We start from the raw sequence: 382 nt of genomic DNA, 5'->3' as shown, positions 1-382 counted from the left end.
CCTTGCCGGCGATCGATTCCAGCGCCTCCAACTCCTTGAGACGCAGCATGATCGGGTTCTCGGCCATGACCTTGGCGGTGTTGAGCAGCGAGCGCGTGGCGTTGGTTTCCTCGCGCCGGCGGATCACGTTCGCCTCAGCCTGCTTTTCGGCAGCGACGACCTGGTTGAGGATGTCGCGCATCTCACCCGGCAGGATCACGTCCTTGAGCTCGATGGGCGACACGTCCAGGCCGATCCGAGCCATTTCCTCGCGGATCTGGCCGGCAACTTCGGTCGTGACCGCCGCCTTGCGCTCGAGGATCTGGTCCAGCGTCAACGTCCCGAGCATTGCGCGGAAGGCATGCTGCAGCGCCCGGTAAAGCACATCTGCATAGTCCTTCAC

1 protein-coding gene is annotated in these 382 nt (G+C 63.6%); it reads right to left on the bottom strand.

Annotated features, from left to right (window positions below):
* Positions 1–382 (bottom strand): SPFH domain-containing protein (locus tag AC1D0P_RS31605; RefSeq protein WP_477680334.1); only part of this gene is annotated, 382 nt, incomplete at both ends.

The sequence above is a fragment of the Polaromonas sp. P1_G2 genome, assembly GCF_056405515.1.
The sequence above is the reverse complement of the archived record's forward strand: the minus strand, read 5'-3'. Positions and strand labels throughout refer to the sequence as shown.